This window comes from Pseudomonas thermotolerans DSM 14292, assembly GCF_000364625.1.
Lineage (GTDB): Bacteria > Pseudomonadota > Gammaproteobacteria > Pseudomonadales > Pseudomonadaceae > Aquipseudomonas > Aquipseudomonas thermotolerans.
On sequence record NZ_KB822620.1, the window covers coordinates 43,934 to 61,652 of the forward strand.

The following is a 17,719-nucleotide window of genomic DNA, read 5'->3' on the forward strand; positions in this document are numbered from 1 at the left end:
TGATGAGCCCCCGGCAAAACCGGGGCTAAAAGACGCCGTATTTAACCACAAGCGCGCAGCCGAAACCAAAGGCCGCGCCCCGCCGTTACCGAGCATGTCCTCCATCGAATCCCAGTGCATCCAGCTACGAGCCGAAGTGCCCTCCGAACTGGGCGGGCAGCGCCTCGACCAGGTCGCCGCGCGGTTGTTCTCCGACTATTCCCGTTCCCGGCTCACCGCCTGGATCAAGGACGGCCGGCTGACCGTCGATGGCGCCGTGCTGCGCCCGCGCGACATCGTCCATGTCGGCAGCCAGCTCAGCCTGGATGCGGAGCAGGAGGCCCAGGGCGAGTGGCTGGCCCAGGACATCGAACTGAACGTCGTCTACGAGGACGAGCACATCCTGGTGATCGACAAGCCCGCCGGGCTGGTGGTGCACCCGGCTGCCGGCCACGCCGACGGCACCCTGCTCAACGCCCTGCTGCACCATGTGCCGGAGCTGGTCAACCTGCCGCGCGCCGGCATCGTCCATCGCCTCGACAAGGACACCACCGGGCTGATGGTGGTGGCCAAGACCCTCAGCGCCCAGACCCGCCTGGTCGAGCAGCTGCAGGCGCGCAGCGTCAGCCGCATCTACGAGGCCATCGTGATCGGCGTGATCACCTCCGGCGGCACCATCGACGCGCCCATCGGCCGCCACGGTACCCAGCGGCAGAAGATGGCGGTGACCCAGGGCGGCAAGCCGGCGGTCAGCCACTACCGGGTGCTGGAGCGCTTCCGCTCGCACACCCACGTGCGGGTCAAGCTGGAGACCGGGCGCACCCACCAGATCCGCGTGCACATGAGCCACATCGGCTATCCGCTGGTGGGCGATCCGCTGTACGCCGGACGCTTCCGCATCCCGCCGGCGGCCAGTCCGACCCTGGTGGAGGAGCTCAAGAACTTCCCCCGCCAGGCCCTGCACGCGCGCTTCCTCGAGCTGGAGCATCCGGCCAGTGGGCAGCGCATGAAGTGGGAGTCGCCGCTGCCCGACGATTTCGTCTGGCTGCTCACCCTGTTGCGGCAGGACAGCGATGCCTTCGTTGGCTGAGAGCTGCATCATTCCCGACTGGCCGGCGCCCGCTCGGGTGCGCGCCTGCGTGACCACCCGCGCAGGCGGGGTCAGCGTCGGGCCCTTCACCAGCCTGAACCTCGGCGACCACGTCGGCGACGATCCGCAGGCGGTGGCCGAGAACCGTCGCCGGCTGGTCGCGGCGCTGGGCTGCCGGCCGGCCTGGCTGCGCCAGGTGCACGGCATCCGGGTGGTGGAGGCGGATCCTGCGCAGGTCGCCGAGGCCGACGGCTGCTGGACGGCCGCCCCTGGCATCGCCTGCTCCTCGATGACCGCCGACTGCCTGCCAGTGCTGTTCTGCGACCGCGCCGGCAGCCGGGTGGCCGCCGCCCACGCGGGCTGGCGCGGGCTGGCCGGCGGCGTGCTGGAGGCCACCCTGGAGGCTCTGGCGCTGCCGGCGGAGCAGGTGCTGGCCTGGCTGGGACCGGCCATCGGCCCGCAGGCCTTCGAGGTCGGTCCCGAGGTGCGCGAGGCCTTCCTCGCCAGCCATCCCGAGGCCGCCCAGGCCTTCGTTGCAAGTCACAACCCCGGCAAGTTCCTCGCCGACCTCTACCAGTTGGCGCGCATCCGTCTGGCCGCCCGTGGCATCACCGCGGTGTACGGTGGTGGCTTCTGCACCTTCAGCGATCCGCGCTTCTTCTCCTACCGGCGCGCCGCCCGCACCGGGCGCTTCGCCAGCCTGGTCTGGCTGCAGCCTTAGGGTGTCGCTGACCCATATCAAGTTCCGCCGGCTTGAATCGCAGGAAACTGTCCACATCTAGTCTTCAACTCCGCGGGCTTTTCGTCGTAGGGCGTTCATCGGCCCGGCCCGCTTCTTCAGGAAGGAAAGGACAGATCCATGCGAATCGACCGATTGACCAGCAAGCTGCAGCTTGCCCTCTCCGACGCCCAGTCCATCGCCGTCGGCCTCGATCATCCGGCCATCGAGCCGCTGCACCTGATGCAGGCCCTGCTCGAGCAGCAGGGTGGCTCCATCAAACCGCTGCTGATGCAGGTGGGCTTCGACATCGCCGCCCTGCGCCAGGCGCTGAGCCGTGAGCTGGAACAGCTGCCCAAGCTGCAGAACCCCACCGGCGACGTGAACCTCTCCCAGGACCTGGCGCGCCTGCTCAACCAGGCCGACCGCCTGGCCCAGAAGAAGGGCGACCAGTTCATCTCCAGCGAGCTGGTGCTGCTCGCCGCCCTGGACGAGAACACCCGGCTCGGCAAGCTGCTGCTCTCCCAGGGGGTATCCCGGAAGGCCCTGGAGAACGCCATCAACAACCTGCGCGGCGGTGCCACCGTCAGCGACCCCAATGCCGAGGACGCCCGCCAGGCCCTGGACAAGTACACCATCGACATGACCAAGCGCGCCGAGGAAGGCAAGCTGGACCCGGTGATCGGTCGTGACGACGAGATCCGTCGTACCATCCAGGTCCTGCAGCGGCGCACCAAGAACAACCCGGTGCTGATCGGCGAGCCCGGCGTCGGCAAGACCGCCATCGTCGAAGGCCTGGCCCAGCGCATCGTCAACGGCGAAGTGCCCGACGGCCTCAAGGACAAGCGCCTGTTGGCTCTGGACATGGGCGCGCTGATCGCCGGCGCCAAGTTCCGCGGCGAGTTCGAGGAGCGCCTCAAGGCGGTGCTCAACGAGCTGGCCAAGCAGGAAGGTCGGGTGATCCTGTTCATCGACGAGCTGCATACCATGGTCGGCGCCGGCAAGGCCGAGGGTGCCATGGACGCCGGCAACATGCTCAAGCCGGCCCTGGCCCGTGGCGAGCTGCACTGCGTGGGTGCCACCACCCTGGACGAGTACCGCCAGTACATCGAGAAGGACGCGGCCCTGGAGCGGCGCTTCCAGAAGGTGCTGGTGGACGAGCCTTCCGAGGAGGACACCATCGCCATCCTGCGCGGCCTCAAGGAGCGCTACGAGGTGCACCACGGGGTGAGCATCACCGACGGCGCCATCATCGCCGCGGCCAAGCTCAGCCACCGTTACATCACCGACCGCCAACTGCCGGACAAGGCCATCGACCTGATCGACGAGGCAGCCAGCCGCATCCGCATGGAGATCGACTCCAAGCCCGAGGAGCTGGACCGTCTGGACCGCCGCCTGATCCAGCTGAAGATCGAGCGCGAGGCCCTCAAGAAGGAAGACGACGAGGCCACCAAGAAACGCCTGGCCAAGCTCGAGGAGGACATCGCCAAGCTGGAGAAGGAATATTCCGATCTGGAAGAGATCTGGAAGTCCGAGAAGGCCGAGGTACAGGGCTCGGCGCAGATCCAGCAGAAGATCGAGCAGGCCAAGACCGAGCTGGAGCTGGCCCGGCGCAAGGGCGACCTGAACCGCATGGCCGAGCTGCAGTACGGGGTGATCCCGGATCTGGAGCGCAGCCTGCAGATGGTCGACCAGCACGGCAAGCAAGAGAACCAGCTGCTGCGCAACAAGGTCACCGAGGAGGAGATCGCGGAGGTGGTCTCCAAGTGGACCGGCATCCCGGTGGCCAAGATGCTCGAGGGCGAGCGCGAGAAGCTGCTGAAGATGGAGGAACTGCTGCATCAGCGGGTGATCGGCCAGAACGAAGCGGTGACCGCAGTGGCCAACGCCGTGCGGCGCTCCCGCGCCGGTCTTGCCGACCCCAACCGGCCGAGCGGCTCCTTCCTGTTCCTCGGCCCCACTGGCGTGGGCAAGACCGAGCTGTGCAAGGCGTTGGCCGAGTTCCTCTTCGACACCGAGGAGGCCTTGGTGCGCATCGACATGTCGGAGTTCATGGAGAAGCACAGCGTGGCCCGCCTGATCGGTGCGCCGCCCGGCTACGTGGGCTACGAGGAGGGCGGCTACCTGACCGAGGCGGTGCGCCGCAAGCCCTATTCGGTGGTGCTCATGGATGAGGTGGAGAAGGCCCACCCGGACGTCTTCAACATTCTTCTCCAGGTGCTCGAGGACGGCCGCCTGACCGACAGCCACGGGCGCACCGTGGACTTCCGCAACACCGTGGTGGTGATGACCTCCAACCTCGGCTCGGCGCAGATCCAGGAGCTGGCCGGCGACAAGGAGGCCCAGCGTGCCGCGGTGATGGATGCGGTAAGCAGCCACTTCCGCCCGGAGTTCATCAACCGCATCGACGAGCTGGTGGTGTTCGAGCCGCTGGGCCGCGAGCAGATCGCCGGCATTGCCGAGATCCAGCTGGGCCGCCTGCGCAAGCGTCTGGCCGAGCGCGACCTGAGCCTGACGCTGGCGCCGGAGGCGCTCGACAAGCTGATCGCCGTCGGCTACGACCCGGTCTACGGTGCGCGGCCGCTCAAGCGAGCCATCCAGCGCTGGATCGAGAACCCGCTGGCGCAGCGCATCCTTGCAGGGCAGTTCGCCCCGGGGGCGACCATCACCGCCAAGGTGGAAGGCGAGGAGATCGTCTTCGTCTGAGGACGCAAGCCGTCCGCGCCCGTCCAGGACGCGGGCGAACCCGGCGGAAAAGCCACGACGGCCGCTCAGCGATGGGCGGCCGTCGTGCGTTTACAGGCGTCGTAGCAGGGCTTGCAGGGCGGCGGTCTGCTCGTCGGCCAGGTCGATGATGTGGAAGCCCGCCCAGTAGTGGCTGCCATCCGCCGCCGAGCGGGTCCACAGGCAGTCGGCGCCGAGGGTCACTTCGCGCACTCCTTCGATCGGCTCCGCCGGGGCCAGGCAGCATTCGTAGACGTTGTCCACCTGCAGCGGGGAGTCGCCGAACAGCATGAAGCCCTCCGGGGACAGGTCGACCACCCGGCCAAGCCGCTGGGTCGTGTTGAGGTCGAATACTTCCAGTCGCAGCTCGGTAGTATGGCGGTTGTGCTGGCGACGATCTTCCATTGCGACTCCTCAGCTCGAGGTGATGCGGCCGGTGAACCGCTGAAGGACACGGTAGATGGCAGTCAGGGCGCGATCCATCAGGGGGGCGCTGCGTTCGGGCGGCACCACGCGTGCCAGGCCCTGTTCCATTTCACTGGCCAGCAGGGTCAGCGGCTTGATCGCCACCCGCTGGCCGCTCTTGTCGACGAACATGTAGTTGTGGGTGGTGGGGCTGTACCAGGAGAGCTTGAGCTGGCGCACCTGGTCGCCGCTGCCGAACTCGAACCAGGTGCCGAACTCCACGCGGCTCAGCTCCTTGGCCAGCAGCTGGGCGCGTGGCGACATGCCGGAAGTGGGCATGCGCTCGAGCAGCTGGACGTCCTCGCCGAGCATGGCGCCCAGTGGACTCTCCGGGAACTGTGCCTCGAGCTGGTCGACCACCTCCGGCTGCTTGGCCTGCACGGCATGCTGACAGGTGACCAGATCCTGGAGCAGCTTGCGGATGCCGTCCTCGTGGTAGCTGCCGAGTTGCTCCAGGCCGTGGCGCAGGCTCTCCAGCAGGCCGACGCGGATCTGCTTCAGGCGCTCCCGACCTTCTTCGTCCAGCGGCGTGGTGCTCCACGCCAACTGCTCGGCCACCTCGCTGGCGCGCTGCCAGTCCGCGCTATGCGCGCCGTGTCGCAGCTGGATGAACACCAGCACGTCGGTCCAGGTGAGCTCCAGGAAGTTGCGGATCAGCGTCGGCACCTCGCGCTCGTGCAACGCACGCTCGACCACGTCCAGCGCTTGCTGGCGGGCTTCCAGGAGCCGGTCGCGGCCCTTGGCGGCCTCCACGGCGCGGCGCTCGCGCAGGTCCACCTTCTGCCTGAGCGCGGAGACGAATTCGTTGAACTCATCGTGCAACTGGTCGAACAGCGCCAGGTCGCCGGCGTAGTCCTGCACCACCCGCTCGACCACCCAGTGCATCTTCTCCAGCAGGGCCTGGCTTTCGCCTTCGCCGCCGTAGAGCACCCCGGCCTGGGCCATGGCGTTGAGCAGCCGACGCGCCGGGTGATGGTGCTGAGTGAACAGCGCCTTATCCTGCAGAGCCACCTTGAGCAGCGGGGTGTGCAGGTGAGAGAGCGCGGTCTTGCAGACGTCCGGCAGGTTCTCGTCGTCGAGGATGAAGTCGAACAGCATGCCCACCAGGTCGATGACGTCGGTTTCCTGTTCGGACAGCTTCTGCTGGCCGGGCAAGCTGCTGTGGGCCTCCAGTTGGGCTTGCAGGCTGGCCTTGAGCTCTTCCACCGGCTGCGGCTGCCGGATGCGCTGGGCCAGCTCGCGGGCCGACTTCTCCTGCAGGCGGTTGAGGGCGTCCAGCAGATCCTTGGCGCTGTAGGTGCGGGTGGCTCCGTGCGGGGCGAAGCTGGCGATGCTGCGGGTGCGCCCGAAGGTGGCGTTCTCGCCCTCGCGCTGGCGGTATTCGCTGAGCAGGGCGGCCAGTCCGCTGAACAGCATGCCCGGATCGCTGGGCGGCGGCTCGCTGAGGTCGCTCGGCGGCGGCACGTCGTGGAAGCGCGGGGCGGTCTGGGATGGCGTCTCGCCGCTGCTGGCTGTCGGAGCGGCGGCAGTCCGGGAACCATGTGCGGAGGCAGGCGCCGCCGGGGGCGGTCGGTCTGTCTGCGGTGCGGCTTCCGGGGCGGCTGCGGCCTGCGGCGTGGCTGGTCGCGCCGGGCTGTTCGGGCTGCGCTGTACGCTGTATTTCAGGTTGGGCAGGATGCCGGCGTCGACCAAGCGCTTGTTCATCGCTTCGTACAGGCTGTCGAGGCTCTGCATCACGTGGCGGTCGAACAGCATGTATAGGATGGTCTTGATGCGCAGTGGGAAGGGGCAGGGCGCCAGGGCGTCACGGAAGGCCTGGGCGATCGCCTGTGGGCCGAAGGGGTTGCTGTCCTCGCCGAGCTTGCGGCCGTTGTTGAGCACCGCCAGGCGCTGCTCCAGGGCGAACAGCTGCTGGGCGCAGCGCGCCTTGACCCTGCTGACCATGTTGGCCACCTGCAGGGTCTCCTCGTAGTCCTCGGTCTGCACCAGGGACAACTGCTCGGCATCCACCTGCGGTGGCGCCTCCGGCTGACTGAGCCTGCCCTCGAGGAAGTCGTTGAAGTTCTGCGCGATCTGCTGGTGGTAGGTGCGCTCGATGCGGGGGCGCTGGCGGCGGATTTCCCGCATGTTGTCGAAGAACAGGGCCTGGACCTGGTTGTTCTCGGCTTTCTCGGCCCCTTCGAAGAGGGCGTCATCGACTTGCCCGAAGACTCCGGCCAACTGCTCGGCCAGGCGGTTCATCGCCAGTTTCCGGCAGGATTGCACCAACTCGCCGAAGCGTGGCTGGATGACCCGGCTGGCAACGGTGCTGGCTACCGCAGGGGTGGGTTTGTGGGGCGGGGTGTCCTGACCTTTGCTCATGGACATTCCTAGGCGTTAGCCGGAAGGCGCACATCCGGTGTGGACGAATGCGGCAAACATATAGCAGTCCATCGGATGCCTGCAAATCATTGTCTACCAAGCGCTTTGGGGGGGGTTGACAGGCGTTTCGCGAAACGTAAAATGGCGCGCCTCTGAAGCGCGAATCCACTTGGAAGTGCCACAGAGTCGGGAATACCGTAGTTCCGCGATAGCTCAGTCGGTAGAGCAAATGACTGTTAATCATTGGGTCCCTGGTTCGAGTCCAGGTCGCGGAGCCAAATTCTAGACGGGGTATAGCGCAGTCCGGTAGCGCGCCTGCTTTGGGAGCAGGATGTCGGGAGTTCGAATCTCTCTACCCCGACCAATCCGAATCTCCGGGTCGTTAGCTCAGTGGTAGAGCAGTTGGCTTTTAACCAATTGGTCGTAGGTTCGACCCCTACACGACCCACCATGTCGAAATCCCCCGTGACGCCAGTCACGGGGGATTTTTCTTTGTCCCGCCGTCTCGTCCGGCAATGCCGGGAGCACGGCGTGGCCGTCCTCCCGAAGCCCGGGCTCAGTGCAGCTTCAGACGCGGCTCGGTGCTGCGTCCGATGCGGTCGCCGAGCATCAGCAGCAGGGTACGCAGCGGGCCGTACAGGGCCATCTGGTGCATGCGGTACAGCGAGACGTAGAACATCCGCGCCAGCCAGCCCTCAAGCTTGACGCTGCCCATCAGGTTGCCCATGAGATTGCCCACCGCGCTGAAGCGCGACAGCGAGATCAGCGAGCCGTAGTCGCGGTACTGGTAGTGCGGCAGCGGCCTTCCGGCCAGGCGGTGGCGGAAGCTCTTCACCAGCAGCGAGGCCTGCTGGTGGGCGGCCTGGGCGCGTGGCGGCACGTTGCGTCCCGGTTCGCCGGGCTGCGGGCAGGCGGCGCAGTCGCCGAAGGCGAAGATGTCGTCGTCGCGGCTGGTCTGCAGGGTCGGGCGCACCACCAACTGGTCGATGCGATTGCTCTCCAGTCCGTCCAGCTCACGGAGGAAGGCCGGGGCGCGGATGCCGGCGGCCCAGACCTTGAGGCTGGCCGGGATGATCCGCCCATCCCTGGCGCGCAGGTGCTCGGCGGTGACCTCGCTGACCGCGGTGTTGGTCAGCACTGTGACCCCCAGCTGCTCCAGGCTGCGGTGTACCGGCTGGCTGATGCGCTCTGGCAGTGCCGGCAGGACTCGCGGGCCGGCCTCGATCAGGGTGATGCGCATGTTCTCCGGGCGGATGCTGTCCAGGCCGTAGGCGGCCAGCTCGCGGGCCGCGTGGTGCAGTTCGGCGGCCAGCTCCACGCCGGTGGCCCCGGCGCCGACGATGGCCACGCTGATGCCCTGGTCCTCCGCCTGCCCGGCATGGGCGCGCAGGTAGTGGTTGAGCAGTTGACGGTGGAAGCGCTCGGCCTGGGCGCGGGTGTCGAGGAACAGGCAGTGTTCGGCGGCGCCCGGAGTGCCGAAGTCGTTGGTGGTGCTGCCCACGGCAATCACCAGGCTGTCGTAGGGCAGTTCGCGTTCCGGGAGCAACTCGGCGCCGTTGTCGTCGAAGGTCGCGGCCAGGCGGATGCGCTTGCGCGCGCGGTCCAGCCCGATCATCCGGCCCAGCTGGAACTCGAAGTGGTTCCACTTGGCCTGGGCCAGGTAGTTGAGCTCGTTCTCCGAGGAGTTCAGCGAGCCGGCCGCCACCTCGTGGAGCAGGGGCTTCCAGATGTGGGTGAGGTTGGCGTCGACCAACAGGATGCGCGCCTGGCCGCGGCGGCCGAGGCTTCTACCCAGGCGGGTGGCAAGCTCCAGGCCGCCGGCGCCGCCGCCGACGATCACGATGCGGTGGGTCATGGAAAGGTCTCGCAAGGCTTTGGGAAATTCGGGCGGGCGCCGAACAGGCGAGCGCAAGGCAGCTCATAGCACTAGACGGCTCAGCAGGCGGCTCAGTAGGCCGAGGCCGATGACCACGGCGAGGACCACGCCCAGCAGCAGCCAGGGGCGGAAGGGCCTGCGTGGCACCTGATGCTGGGGAGCGCTCAGGTAGCGGTCGACGCGGGCCTGGTCTTCGGGGCTGAGGCGGCTGGCCATGTCGGGGCTCCTCGCTGGGGATTGCCGGCATTCTAGGATGGCGCGCAAAGGAGCGTCCAATCCTCACTTGGTAGGACTACTAGATGCCTATGCCCAGGTCGAACAGCACGGTGCGGCCGAGGTTGCTGCGCAGGAAGGGTGGCGCATCGCCGTGGGCGAACAGCACCCGGGCGAAGTTGGGGCCGACCAGGGACAGCGAGCGCCAGCCCTGGCGGAGGTACTCGCTGGGGGGCGGGAAGCTGCTGTTGAAGTCGGGGGCGACCCTTTTCAGGTTGATGTAGGCGAGCATGTCGAGCTCGCCCAGATCGATGCCGCGCTCCCGATAGTTGTGGGCCTTCTTGCGCAGGGTGGGGGCCAGCAGTCCCTGCAACTCCGCGGCGGAGATTCGCCTGGGACGGGGTTCGCGGCGGATCAGTTGGCTGAGGGAGAAGGCGTTGCGACGTCGCTGCAGCTCCTCGCGCCACTCCTCGTTGAGCCGCCGGCCGGCATCGAGAACCAGGAACACCTCGAAGCTCGCCTCGCGGAACAGCACGTCCGGCGGTTCTTGGCCGGGCCCGAACTCGTCCGTGCCGTAGTCGATGTTCAGGGCGTCGAGCAGGCGCTGGCAGACCCAGCGCTCACGTTCCCACTTGCGGGCATTGGACAGCATCAGATTGGCCTGCTCGGCCTGGAAGGTCAGCAGGCGCAGGTAGTCCGACTCGTTCATGATCGACAAGTTTAGGGCCTGATGCGAAAGGAGCCCATCTGCTTCCGGCAATGAAAAGCGCCGCGCTGCGCTGGGATAGGGGAAAAGCGCAAGCGTGCCTATCGAATATTTGGCAAAGCGCCCTCAATTGTGCCGAAAACCCTGGAAGTGCCGAATGGGGCGAGTGCAAGCCGGAGGAGCCGATTGGGGGCCGATGGATGGTCCGTCGGTGTAGACTGACCGCCACCTGCGCTGAGGCTTGTTCATGACATCGATCCGACCCATCCGGCCCGAAGATCATTCCGCCCTGCTGGCGCTCTGGCAGCGCACGCCGGGGATCCAGCTGCGCGACGAGGACGGCTATGCGCCGTTCTGCGCCTACCTCGAGCGGAATCCCGGCCTGAGCTTGCTCTGCGAGCGCGACGGACAGATTCTCGGCTGCCTGCTGGTCGGGCACGACGGCCGCCGGGGCTATCTGCAGCACCTGGTGGTGGACGCACCCCATCGCGGCCAGGGGCTGGCGCGGGCCATGCTGGATGAGGCGCTGGCCCGCCTGGCCGAGCTGGGCATTCGCAAGTCCCACGTGTTCGTCCTGAGCGACGCGCCCGAGGCGCTGGCCTTCTGGGAGGCCCAGCGGGGCTGGGGGAAACGCACCGACATCCAGGTGTATTCGACCGGGAGCGCCGGATGATCGCCGCCGAACTGCTGTCCACCGAGAGCATGACGCTTGGCTGGTGCCTGTATCTGCCGGCGCTGCTCTGGGCGGTGTGCCGCGCCCCCTGGGTCGAGCTGTTCAGTGACAGCCGGCGCCAGCATCTGCTGTTCGGCACCATCTTCGCGCTGTTCCTGCTGTGGCTGGTGCGCCGCGACTTCGCCTCGGGGTTGTCCTATCACTTCATCGGCATGACGGCAGTGACCCTGCTGCTCGACTGGCCGCTGGCGCTGCTCGGCGGCCTGGTGGCGCAGCTGGGCCTGGTGCTGCTTGGGCGGCAGGACTGCGCTGCGCTGGGGGTGAACGGCGTGCTGCTGGTTCTGGTGCCGGTGCTGCTCGCCGAAGGCTTCGCCAAGCTGGTGGAGCACTATCAGCCGCGCAACCTGTTCGTCTACATCTTCTGCTGCGGCTTCTTCCCGGCCGCGCTGACCGCCCTGGTGTGCCTGCTGCTGGGCATGGGCGTGCTGTGGATCGGTGGGCTGTTCGAGATGCCGCCCTGGCTCGACGAGTTCGCCGGCTACCTGTGGATGGTGATGTTCCCCGAGGCGTTCATCAACGGCACGGTGATCAGCGCTCTGGTGGTGTTCCAGCCGGAGTGGCTGGAAACCTTCAATCGCACCCGTTACCTGCAGGCGCCCTGGAAGGAGGATGACGAGCGCCGTTAGGGGCGGACCATCCTGCTCCTCGGCCTCTTGCCCCTCCCTGGGGCAGGGCGAGGGTGGCGTGAGGGCGTATCAGTGCTGCCGTGGCGGCAGGCTCTCCGAGAACAGATCGTCCTCCTGGGGATCGCCGGGAATCGCATGCTCCTCGGCCGCCCAGGCGCCGAGGTCGATCAGCTTGCAGCGTTCCGAGCAGAACGGCCGATTGGGGCTCTGCGGGCCCCATTCGACGGGGGCCCCGCAGGTCGGGCACTTGACGATGGTGGGTTGGCTCATGATTCCCGGCCTCCACGCAGGGTCAGATAGAAACGGTGCAGACGCTCGACTTCGCTCTTCAGCCAGCCGAGGTCGCGGTCGTTGACCAGTATGTCATGGGCATGGCGCAGACGCTCCTCCCGGCTGGCCTGGGCCTTGAGAATGGCTTCGACCTGCTCGGGCGAGCTGCTGTCGCGCTGCACGGTACGTTGGATCTGCAAGGCTTCCGGGGCGTCTACCACCAGCACGCGTTGGGTGGTGCGATGCTGTCCGGACTCGATCAGCAGCGGCGACACCAGAATGGCGTAGGGCGATTCGGCTTGGGCCAGATAGTCGCTGATCTCCTGGCGGATCAGGGGGTGCAGCAGGGCTTCCAGCCAGCGTCGCTCGCTTTCGTCGCGGAAGATGCGCTCCCTCAGGGCAGGGCGGTTCAGGGTGCCGTCGGGCAGTAGGACGCCTTCGCCGAAGTGCTCGACTATCTTGCCCAGGGCCGGGCGTCCTGGCTCCACGACCCAGCGGGCGGCCTGATCGGCATCCACGGTATGCACGCCGAGGTCGATGAAGTGCCGGGCGACGGCGCTCTTGCCGCTGCCGATGCCGCCGGTAAGGCCGAGGATCCAGGGTTTGGTCACTGCGTCGTGGCTCCTGCCATTGTTTGTGGGCGGCAATTATAAAGGAGCCGTCCAGGAGAAAGAGCGCAGCGGAGTTGGATCAGGGGCTTACCTGAACCCGGCAAACTGCAGATAGGTGTCGGTAATCCAGTCACCCCAGAGCAGGGTGATCCAGCCGGCGATCGCCAGATAAGGGCCGAAGGGCATGGGCGTGCTGGTTTCGGCGTTGCGCAGGCGCAGCAGGATCATCCCCAGCACGGCGCCGACCACCGAGGACAGCAGGATGGTCAGTGGCAAGACCTGCCAGCCGCCCCAGGCACCGAGCATGGCCAGCAGCTTGAAGTCGCCGTAGCCCATGCCTTCCTTGCCGGTGATCAGCTTGAACAACCAGTACACCGACCACAGGCTCAGATAGCCTGCCACCGCCCCCCAGAGTGCGTCGCCCAGGCTGGTGAACAGGCCGAAGTAATTGACGATCAGGCCGAGCCAGAGCAACGGCAGCACCAGTACGTCGGGCAGCAGCTGGTGATCGACATCGATCAGGCTCATGGCCAGCAGGCCCCAGGTCAGCATCAGGAAGCCACCGGTCTGCCAACTGAACCCGAAATGCCAGGCGACATAGGCCGACAGCAGTCCGCAGGCCAGTTCCACCAGCGGATAACGCAGGCCGATGGGCTGCTTGCAGGCCGAGCACTTGCCGCGCAGGAGCAGATAGCTCAGCAGCGGAATGTTCTCCCAAGGCCTGATCTCGTGGCTGCAATGCGGGCAGCGGGAGTTCGGCAGCACCAGGTTGAAAGTCTCGCCGACCGGCTCGGCGGGTAGCTCCAGGACTTCCCTGGCCTGCGCCCGCCAGTCGCGGAACATCATCTTCGGCAGGCGATACACCAGCACGTTGAGGAAGCTGCCGACCAGCAGGCCCAGCAGCAGTGCACAGAAAACAAAGGCCAGCACGTGGCTGGCCAGGAAGTCGATTACGAACATCTTTAGACGACGGAGCCCAGTTGGAAGATCGGCAGGTACATGGCGATGATCAGGCCACCGATCAGTACGCCCAGAACGGCCATGATCATCGGCTCCATCAGGCTGGTCAGACCGTCCACCTTGTTGTCGACCTCTTCCTCGTAGAAGCTGGCCACCTTGCCGAGCATATCGTCCAGCGCACCGGACTCTTCACCGATGGCGGTCATCTGCACGGCCATGGAAGGGAATATTCCAGTCGTACGCATGGAGAAGTTGAGCTGCATGCCGGTGGAAACGTCGGACTTGATCTTGTTGGTGGCATTGCGGAACACCACGTTGCCGGTGGCACCCGCTACAGAGTCCAGAGCATCGACCAGTGGCACACCAGCGGCGAAGGTGGTGGACAAGGTGCGGGCAAAGCGGGCGACTGCCGACTTGAAGAGAATGTCGCCGATGATGGGCAGCCTGAGAACACTACGATCAACCCAGTCGCGGAATTTCTCGGAGCGTTTATGGGCTTCCTTGAGGAGGAAGGCTGTACCGAACATCAGCAGTAGAACGATGAACCACCATTCCTGAAGCAGTTCGGAAAGGCCGATCACCATCATGGTAAAAGCCGGCAGTTCGGCGCCGAAGCTAGCGAATACCTCCTGGAATTGCGGCACCACCTTGATCAGCAGGATCGCCGAAACGACGATGGCAACCACGATAACCGCGACGGGGTAGACCATCGCCTTCTTGACCTTTGCCTTCAGCGATTCGGTCTTTTCCTTGTAGGTGGCGATGCGATCCAGCAAAGTTTCCAGGGCGCCGGACTGCTCGCCCGACTCCACCAGGTTGCAGTAGAGGTCGTCGAAGTACTGGGGCTTCTTGCGCAGGGATGCCGCCAGGCTGTTGCCTGCCGCCACTTCCTGCTTCACCTCGTCCACCAACTTGCGCATGTTGGGGTTGTCGAAGCCTTCGGCGATGATGTCGAAGCTCTGCAGCAGCGGCACGCCGGCCTTCATCATGGTCGCCATTTGCCGGGTGAACAGGGCAATGTCAACCGGCTTGATCTTCTTGCCGGCGCTGAGTAGCGAAGTGGACTTCTTGCGAACCTTGGTCGGGTTGATGCCCTGCTTGCGCAGCTGGGCCTTGACCAGCGCCGGGTTCTGTCCGCTCAGTTCTCCCTTGACGCGGACGCCCTTGCGGTCTGTGCCCTCCCAGGCAAACACGCTGGTTTTCAGTGCTTTCTCAGCCATCTCTTAGCCCTAGCGATAGCGCCTGTTCAGTGGTGGCAGACAGGCTGTTCTTGATTTTCGGTGGTCAGGCAAGTCAATCCTTGGTTACCCGGTTGACCTCTTCCAGGCTAGTGATGCCCTGCATCGCCTTCAGCAGGCCGGACGTGCGCAGATCGTTGAAGCCCTCTTTGCGCATCTGCGCGGCGATATCGATGGAGTTGCCTTCTTCCATGATAATCCGTTGCAGTGCCGGGGTGATTTTAACCACTTCATAAATACCGACGCGGCCCTTGTAGCCGCCCTTGCACTGATCGCAGCCCACCGGCCCATAGAGCTTGAAGGTGCCGATCTTGTCCTCTGGGAACCCCTCGTGGAGCAGGGTCTCGCGAGGGACCTCGACTTCCTTCTTGCAGTGGCTGCACAGCTTGCGTGCCAGACGCTGGGCGATGATCAGGTTGACCGAGGTAGCGATGTTGAAGGCCGGAACCCCCATGTTGCGCAGGCGGGTCAGGGTCTCGGCGGCACTGTTGGTGTGCAGGGTGGACATCACCATGTGCCCGGTCTGCGCGGCCTTGATGGCGATCTCGGCGGTTTCCAGGTCGCGGATCTCGCCGACCATGATGATGTCCGGGTCCTGACGCAGGAAGGCGCGCAGTGCCTGGGCGAAGTCCATGCCCTGCCGGGGGTTGACGTTGACCTGGTTGATCCCCTCCAGGTTGATTTCCACCGGGTCTTCGGCGGTGGAAATGTTCACGTCGGTGGTGTTGAGGATGTTCAGGCCGGTATAGAGAGAGACCGTCTTGCCCGAGCCGGTGGGGCCGGTCACCAGGATCATGCCCTGCGGTTGCTTGAGCGCCTCGAGATAGAGCGCTTTCTGGTCCTCTTCATAACCCAGCGCATCGATACCCATCTGGGCGCTGGTGGGGTCGAGGATGCGCAGCACGATCTTCTCCCCCCAGAGGGTGGGCAGGGTGTTGACGCGAAAGTCGATGGCCTTGTTCTTGGACACCCGCATCTTGATGCGCCCGTCCTGAGGCTTGCGGCGCTCGGAAATGTCCAGGCTGGCCATCACCTTGAGGCGCGCCGCGATGCGCGGTGCCAGCTGGATCGGCGGGCGGGCCACCTCGTGGAGAATGCCGTCGGTGCGGAAGCGGACCCGGTAGATCTTTTCGTAAGGCTCGAAATGCAGGTCCGAGGAGCCACCCTTGATGGCATCCAGCAGCATCTTGTTGACGAAGCGAACGACTGGCGCATCGTCGGCATCCTGCCCGGCCGCAGTATCCTGCTTGTCCTCATCGACTGCTTCGACGTCCAGTCCGTCCAGATCGACATCGCCGAGGTCGTCCAGGCCGCTGTTGGCGCTATCGAAGAACTTCTCGATGGCATGGCCCAGCTTGTCGTCCTCCACCAGAATGGCTTCGGTGGTCAGGCCGGTGCTGAACTGGATGTCGGTCACGGCCTGGTGGTTGCCGGGGTCGGACACCGCCACGAACAGCTTGTTGCCGCGGCGCCAGAGCGGTAGAGCGCGGTGCTGGCGAATCAGCTTCTCGCTGACCAGGTCCTTGGGCTGGCTCTCCTTGTCGATGCTGGAGAGGTCCATGAAGGCAATGCCGAACTGCTCGGCGGCCAGCTCGGCCAGGGCGCGGCTTTTTACCAGCTTGTTCTGCACCAGGTAGGTCACCAGCGGCAGCTTGTTGCGCTGGGCCTGCTGCTGGGCCTGCAGGGCGGTTTTCTCATCCAGCAATTTCTCGGCGACGAGTTGCCGGGCCAGACCGGAAAGGGAAATGCTGTCGTTCATCTCGCGCTCCACGAACAATGCCCCGCCTTATAACGTAGTTGCCCATGGGGTGCCAAACCTGGCTATTGAGGGTGACGAAAATTGGCAGTTAGTGCCGGTGTGAGATTTCGCAGGACGGGTGGCGGAGAGGGGAAATGAGCCGAGGGCGCGGGGCCTGATGGGCTGGCACGACTTCTGCTTGATGGTAGCCAGGTCGCAGGACCTGACCTCAATTTAGGAGAGAAAAATGAAAGCTCAAATGCAAAAGGGTTTCACCCTGATCGAGCTGATGATCGTCGTGGCGATCATCGGTATTCTGGCCGCCGTTGCGCTTCCGGCATATCAGGACTACACCGTGCGCTCCAACGCTGCTGCGGCGCTGGCTGAAATCACCCCCGGTAAGGTCGGTTTCGAGCAGGCGCTGAGCGAAGGTAAAACCCCTTCGGTCACTCCCACTGATCCTGGTTTCATCGGTATTGCTTCTCCGACTGCCTACTGCAGCAAGGTCGATCTGGCCACCACCGCTCCGTATAAAATTGAATGCACTACCCAAGGTGGTAACGCCGACAAGTTCAACGGCAAAACCCTCACCCTTACTCGCACCGCTGATGGCGTTTGGACCTGCACCACCACCCTGGAGGCCAAGTACAAGCCGGGCAAGTGCTCCTAAGATCATTTCTTGGGTGAATAAAGGGGTGGCCTAGGCCACCCCTTTTTGTTGGGTCTGGTTCATGCCCGGAAGGCGAAGATGGAATTTACTAGCTTTGGCAAGGCCATTTTCTGGCTGGCGTTGTTTTTCTTTGCCAGCACGGCTTTGGTCTACTGGCCATTCAACAGCTGGCTGGAGCAGCAGCGGGTTGGCGAGCTGGTGTTGGGTGCCGTTGGGCTGGCTTTTCTGGTGGGTGCCCGGCAGCTGCATATCGGTTCTGTGAGCAAGGGATTGCTGCTAATGGCAGTGCTGCTCGGGCTGATATCCAGTCTGCAGGCGGCATACCCCTTATGGGCGTTGCACGAGTGGAGCAAGACAGTAGGCCTGATAGCTGTTGTTCTGTGCTGCTCGATGCTTTTTGAAAAAAGGGGTTTTGTTGGTGCCCTTCTTGTAACTATCGGAGTCGTGACCACCGTTCTGGCTGTTCAGTTTCTGCTTTTCTATCTGGCAGCTCTAGGGAAACTCTGAAAAAGACTTCCTGATTTGGCAAAATCCGCCGACTTCACCCGCAGAGCTTTCCGATGAAGCAGATGACCTTCGCCGACGCCGAGTACGCCGGCAAGCGCAAGCAGACCCGCAAGGAACTGTTCCTGATCGAAATGGAACAGGTGGTGCCGTGGCAGGGCCTGATCGCCCTGATCGAGCCGCACTACCCGAAGGGTGAAGGCGGTCGTCCCGCCTATCCGCTGATGGCGATGCTGC

Annotated in this window: 18 protein-coding genes and 3 tRNA genes; 11 read left to right on the forward strand and 10 right to left on the reverse strand. The window is 65.1% G+C overall.

What is annotated here, in order from left to right:
* The first annotated feature begins 94 nt into the window (after window positions 1-94).
* From rluD to clpB, 3 genes are all read left to right on the forward strand, one after another.
* Window positions 95-1,069 carry a 23S rRNA pseudouridine(1911/1915/1917) synthase RluD gene (rluD, locus tag H165_RS0115130; protein WP_017939788.1) on the forward strand — a complete coding sequence of 325 codons (975 nt, stop codon included), beginning with the start codon at window positions 95-97 and terminating at the stop codon, window positions 1,067-1,069.
* Window positions 1,053-1,790 (forward strand): peptidoglycan editing factor PgeF, encoded by a 738-nt coding sequence (gene pgeF, locus H165_RS0115135; protein ID WP_026146661.1) that lies wholly within the window; start codon window positions 1,053-1,055, stop codon window positions 1,788-1,790. Before rluD ends, pgeF begins: the two co-directional genes overlap by 17 nt.
* A 138-nt stretch (window positions 1,791-1,928) precedes the next feature.
* Window positions 1,929-4,493 (forward strand): ATP-dependent chaperone ClpB, encoded by a 2,565-nt coding sequence (gene clpB, locus H165_RS0115140; RefSeq protein ID WP_026146662.1) that lies wholly within the window; start codon window positions 1,929-1,931, stop codon window positions 4,491-4,493.
* A 90-nt stretch (window positions 4,494-4,583) separates the two neighbouring features.
* Here the strand turns inward: clpB and H165_RS0115145 are convergent, their stop codons facing one another.
* Both H165_RS0115145 and H165_RS0115150 read right to left on the reverse strand, forming a co-directional pair.
* Window positions 4,584-4,916: a PilZ domain-containing protein gene (locus tag H165_RS0115145; RefSeq protein WP_017939791.1), complete on the reverse strand. Its 333-nt coding sequence runs from the start codon at window positions 4,914-4,916 to the stop codon at window positions 4,584-4,586.
* Between the two features lie 9 nt (window positions 4,917-4,925).
* Window positions 4,926-7,337 carry a DUF1631 domain-containing protein gene (locus H165_RS0115150; RefSeq protein WP_017939792.1) on the reverse strand — a complete coding sequence of 804 codons (2,412 nt, stop codon included), beginning with the start codon at window positions 7,335-7,337 and terminating at the stop codon, window positions 4,926-4,928.
* Between the two features lie 202 nt (window positions 7,338-7,539).
* Between H165_RS0115150 and H165_RS0115155 the strand changes: the two genes are divergently transcribed.
* The 3 genes from H165_RS0115155 to H165_RS0115165 all read left to right on the forward strand — a co-directional run bounded on the left by H165_RS0115155 (window position 7,540) and on the right by H165_RS0115165 (window position 7,788).
* Window positions 7,540-7,615: transfer RNA gene (locus H165_RS0115155), tRNA-Asn, on the forward strand.
* Between the two features lie 9 nt (window positions 7,616-7,624).
* Window positions 7,625-7,701 (forward strand) — tRNA-Pro (locus H165_RS0115160).
* Between the two features lie 12 nt (window positions 7,702-7,713).
* Window positions 7,714-7,788: transfer RNA gene (locus tag H165_RS0115165), tRNA-Lys, on the forward strand.
* A gap of 105 nt (window positions 7,789-7,893) precedes the next feature.
* On the opposite strand, the gene H165_RS0115170 is transcribed toward H165_RS0115165, so the two are convergent.
* The 3 genes from H165_RS0115170 to H165_RS0115180 form a co-directional block, all read right to left on the reverse strand.
* A complete protein-coding gene (locus H165_RS0115170; protein WP_017939793.1) occupies window positions 7,894-9,192 on the reverse strand; it encodes an NAD(P)/FAD-dependent oxidoreductase in 1,299 nt (432 codons plus the stop codon).
* A 63-nt stretch (window positions 9,193-9,255) separates the two neighbouring features.
* Window positions 9,256-9,429: a DUF3094 family protein gene (locus H165_RS18670; RefSeq protein WP_017939794.1), complete on the reverse strand. Its 174-nt coding sequence runs from the start codon at window positions 9,427-9,429 to the stop codon at window positions 9,256-9,258.
* A 79-nt stretch (window positions 9,430-9,508) separates the two neighbouring features.
* Window positions 9,509-10,135, reverse strand: a complete 627-nt coding sequence (locus H165_RS0115180; RefSeq protein ID WP_026146663.1) for a DUF1780 domain-containing protein — start codon at window positions 10,133-10,135, stop codon at window positions 9,509-9,511.
* A 244-nt stretch (window positions 10,136-10,379) separates the two neighbouring features.
* On the opposite strand from H165_RS0115180, the gene H165_RS0115185 reads away from it, so the two are divergent.
* Together H165_RS0115185 and H165_RS0115190 are read left to right on the forward strand one after the other, a co-directional pair.
* Window positions 10,380-10,805: a GNAT family N-acetyltransferase gene (locus H165_RS0115185; protein WP_017939796.1), complete on the forward strand. Its 426-nt coding sequence runs from the start codon at window positions 10,380-10,382 to the stop codon at window positions 10,803-10,805.
* Window positions 10,802-11,491 carry an energy-coupling factor ABC transporter permease gene (locus tag H165_RS0115190; protein ID WP_017939797.1) on the forward strand — a complete coding sequence of 230 codons (690 nt, stop codon included), beginning with the start codon at window positions 10,802-10,804 and terminating at the stop codon, window positions 11,489-11,491. Before H165_RS0115185 ends, H165_RS0115190 begins: the two co-directional genes overlap by 4 nt.
* A 69-nt stretch (window positions 11,492-11,560) precedes the next feature.
* Here H165_RS0115190 and yacG read toward each other — a convergent pair whose 3' ends face one another.
* From yacG to pilB, 5 genes are all read right to left on the reverse strand, one after another.
* Window positions 11,561-11,761, reverse strand: coding sequence for a DNA gyrase inhibitor YacG (gene yacG / locus H165_RS0115195; protein ID WP_017939798.1), 201 nt, complete (start codon window positions 11,759-11,761; stop codon window positions 11,561-11,563).
* Complete coding sequence (gene coaE / locus H165_RS0115200; RefSeq protein WP_017939799.1) at window positions 11,758-12,372, reverse strand: dephospho-CoA kinase; 615 nt, start codon at window positions 12,370-12,372, stop codon at window positions 11,758-11,760. Before coaE ends, yacG begins: the two co-directional genes overlap by 4 nt.
* Window positions 12,373-12,459: 87 nt before the next feature.
* Window positions 12,460-13,332: a prepilin peptidase gene (locus H165_RS0115205; RefSeq protein ID WP_017939800.1), complete on the reverse strand. Its 873-nt coding sequence runs from the start codon at window positions 13,330-13,332 to the stop codon at window positions 12,460-12,462.
* A 2-nt stretch (window positions 13,333-13,334) separates the two neighbouring features.
* On the reverse strand, window positions 13,335-14,552 hold the full coding sequence (locus H165_RS0115210) for a type II secretion system F family protein (protein WP_017939801.1): 1,218 nt from the start codon (window positions 14,550-14,552) through the stop codon (window positions 13,335-13,337).
* Window positions 14,553-14,625: 73 nt separating this feature from the next.
* Complete coding sequence (pilB, locus tag H165_RS0115215; RefSeq protein ID WP_026146664.1) at window positions 14,626-16,329, reverse strand: type IV-A pilus assembly ATPase PilB; 1,704 nt, start codon at window positions 16,327-16,329, stop codon at window positions 14,626-14,628.
* A 226-nt stretch (window positions 16,330-16,555) separates the two neighbouring features.
* Between pilB and H165_RS0115220 the strand changes: the two genes are divergently transcribed.
* The 3 genes from H165_RS0115220 to H165_RS0115230 form a co-directional block, all read left to right on the forward strand.
* A complete protein-coding gene (locus tag H165_RS0115220; protein ID WP_026146665.1) occupies window positions 16,556-16,978 on the forward strand; it encodes a pilin in 423 nt (140 codons plus the stop codon).
* A gap of 78 nt (window positions 16,979-17,056) precedes the next feature.
* Complete coding sequence (locus tag H165_RS0115225; RefSeq protein WP_017939804.1) at window positions 17,057-17,485, forward strand: hypothetical protein; 429 nt, start codon at window positions 17,057-17,059, stop codon at window positions 17,483-17,485.
* A gap of 53 nt (window positions 17,486-17,538) precedes the next feature.
* A partial coding sequence (locus tag H165_RS0115230) for an IS5/IS1182 family transposase (protein WP_017939805.1) occupies window positions 17,539-17,719 on the forward strand: 181 nt, incomplete at its 3' end.

Bases quoted from the DNA above. Each gene is read 5' to 3' on its own strand.
- rluD (WP_017939788.1), top strand. From the start codon at position 95: ATGTCCTCCATCGAATCCCAGTGCATCCAGCTACGAGCCGAAGTGCCC.
- pgeF (WP_026146661.1), top strand. From the start codon at position 1,053: ATGCCTTCGTTGGCTGAGAGCTGCATCATTCCCGACTGGCCGGCGCCC.
- clpB (WP_026146662.1), top strand. From the start codon at position 1,929: ATGCGAATCGACCGATTGACCAGCAAGCTGCAGCTTGCCCTCTCCGAC.
- H165_RS0115145 (WP_017939791.1), bottom strand. From the start codon at position 4,916: ATGGAAGATCGTCGCCAGCACAACCGCCATACTACCGAGCTGCGACTG.
- H165_RS0115150 (WP_017939792.1), bottom strand. From the start codon at position 7,337: ATGAGCAAAGGTCAGGACACCCCGCCCCACAAACCCACCCCTGCGGTA.
- H165_RS0115170 (WP_017939793.1), bottom strand. From the start codon at position 9,192: ATGACCCACCGCATCGTGATCGTCGGCGGCGGCGCCGGCGGCCTGGAG.
- H165_RS18670 (WP_017939794.1), bottom strand. From the start codon at position 9,429: ATGGCCAGCCGCCTCAGCCCCGAAGACCAGGCCCGCGTCGACCGCTAC.
- H165_RS0115180 (WP_026146663.1), bottom strand. From the start codon at position 10,135: ATGAACGAGTCGGACTACCTGCGCCTGCTGACCTTCCAGGCCGAGCAG.
- H165_RS0115185 (WP_017939796.1), top strand. From the start codon at position 10,380: ATGACATCGATCCGACCCATCCGGCCCGAAGATCATTCCGCCCTGCTG.
- H165_RS0115190 (WP_017939797.1), top strand. From the start codon at position 10,802: ATGATCGCCGCCGAACTGCTGTCCACCGAGAGCATGACGCTTGGCTGG.
- yacG (WP_017939798.1), bottom strand. From the start codon at position 11,761: ATGAGCCAACCCACCATCGTCAAGTGCCCGACCTGCGGGGCCCCCGTC.
- H165_RS0115205 (WP_017939800.1), bottom strand. From the start codon at position 13,332: ATGTTCGTAATCGACTTCCTGGCCAGCCACGTGCTGGCCTTTGTTTTC.
- H165_RS0115210 (WP_017939801.1), bottom strand. From the start codon at position 14,552: ATGGCTGAGAAAGCACTGAAAACCAGCGTGTTTGCCTGGGAGGGCACA.
- pilB (WP_026146664.1), bottom strand. From the start codon at position 16,329: ATGAACGACAGCATTTCCCTTTCCGGTCTGGCCCGGCAACTCGTCGCC.
- H165_RS0115220 (WP_026146665.1), top strand. From the start codon at position 16,556: ATGAAAGCTCAAATGCAAAAGGGTTTCACCCTGATCGAGCTGATGATC.
- H165_RS0115225 (WP_017939804.1), top strand. From the start codon at position 17,057: ATGGAATTTACTAGCTTTGGCAAGGCCATTTTCTGGCTGGCGTTGTTT.